The organism is Frankia sp. CgJB1 (genome assembly GCF_977947065.1).
Genome location: NZ_CDWTNB010000114.1, coordinates 12,069 through 13,563, shown reverse-complemented (window position 1 = coordinate 13,563; position 1,495 = coordinate 12,069). Strand labels below are relative to the sequence as shown.

At 64.9% G+C, this 1,495-nt stretch carries 3 protein-coding genes; all 3 read right to left on the bottom strand.

The features are described from left to right. Position 1 precedes the first annotated feature (1 nt). Positions 2-457: a hypothetical protein gene (locus AC08OT_RS13720; RefSeq protein WP_476594004.1), complete on the bottom strand. Its 456-nt coding sequence runs from the start codon at positions 455-457 to the stop codon at positions 2-4. An 87-nt stretch (positions 458-544) separates the two neighbouring features. Continuing rightward, complete coding sequence (locus tag AC08OT_RS13715; RefSeq protein ID WP_476594005.1) at positions 545-817, bottom strand: group II intron maturase-specific domain-containing protein; 273 nt, start codon at positions 815-817, stop codon at positions 545-547. 78 nt (positions 818-895) lie between these two features. Beyond that, complete coding sequence (locus tag AC08OT_RS13710; protein WP_476594006.1) at positions 896-1,447, bottom strand: reverse transcriptase/maturase family protein; 552 nt, start codon at positions 1,445-1,447, stop codon at positions 896-898. Positions 1,448-1,495 lie beyond the last annotated feature (48 nt).

Here is a 1,495-nt window from a genome sequence, read left to right as displayed (position 1 = left end):
CTCAAGCAAGCCTCGGGGGGCGTCTTGGGCTCCGGCGTGGTTGCGTTGTCCGGCGTCGGTTCTGGTACCACCTTTGCCGGCAGTGCTCGTGGACGAGGCGTGGCTGTCGGTCGTGCGCGCTGGGGCCGGCGGTCGTGGTGACGGTGACCGTTCGGCGGACATCGACTGCCCACTGTTCCCATTCTTCCAGGCTGCGCGGTGGGTGGTCGTTGTCAGGGACCAGCAGGCCCTGACAGATCGGGCAGCGGCCGTTCTGCCTGTTAAGCAGGTTGGTGCGGCGCCATCCGATCGGCGGCAGGCCGTCGCCGTGTTTCTGTTTCCGGCGGCGGCGTTGGGCCCAGTAGCTGGTCAGGGTCGGGTCGTCCGGGGACGCTCTTCCCTTGACCAGGTCGTGGCGTACGACCTTTGTCCAGGCGAAGCGGAGCAGGAAGGCACCGGAGTCCCTGTCTCCAAACACCCACCTATCCTGCCTGGTCGGGTGGAAACGGCCGTAGTACCGGGCGACGATCCGCCGCTTCCCCCGATGGTTGTGGCGGAAGAGCGCTCACTTGTAGGTGAGTTTCCACAGGTAGTGGTCCAGTGCCTGGAACGTCTCCGTGGACACGACACCCCGGTAGTAGGCGGCCCACCCCCGGATGATCGGGTTGAGCGTGCGGATGACCGCGCTCGCGTTGGCCCCGCGCAGGGCCTTCATCGCGTCGGCCAGTCGTGCCCGGACGCGGGCGACCGCGTCCTTACTGGGTTTGATGATTAGCTTCGGCCCGTGGCGTCGGATGGTGAACCCGAGGAAGTCGACGCCTTCGTCGAGGTGGACCACACGGGTCTTGTCCTCGTTGAAAGCCGGCCCTCGGTCCGCCAGCCACGGCGTCAGCCGGGCTTTAACCTGTTCGACCTGTTACCGGCTATCGCACAACGCCACGAAGTCGTCGCAGTATCGCACCAACACCGGTGTGCCCGTCGCTGTTACTTCGGACTTCCGGTAAGGATTCCACCCGTAGACGGAGCCCGCCGCCTCCTCCATTCCCTGCAACGCGATATTAAAGAGCAACGGACTGATCACACCACCTTGGGGAACTCCTTCGGTGGTGGGTTGATACCCATCCGAGCCGATCACACCCGCCATCAGCCATCTGGCCACCACTTCCCGTCCCGGAAAGCTTCCCAGCAGCTTGAGGAGATGATCGTGGTCAACGTGGTCGAACGCTGCTTCCAGGTCCGCGTCCAACGCCCACCGGCGTTTCGTCCGCGGACCCGCCACGGTCCAGAAGATCGCAGTGATGGCGTCCTGGCAGCTGCGTCCGGGCCGGAAACCATACGACTTCGGCTCGAACCTCGCTTCCCACTCTGGTTCCAACGCGGTGACCACCATCGCCTGAACCACCCGGTCGGCGATCACCGGTATTCCCAGCGGCCTGCTCTTTTTCGTTCCCGGCTTCGGGACGAACACCCGCCTGACCGGTTGGGCACTCCACGACCGGATGTGCCTTTGCACCGT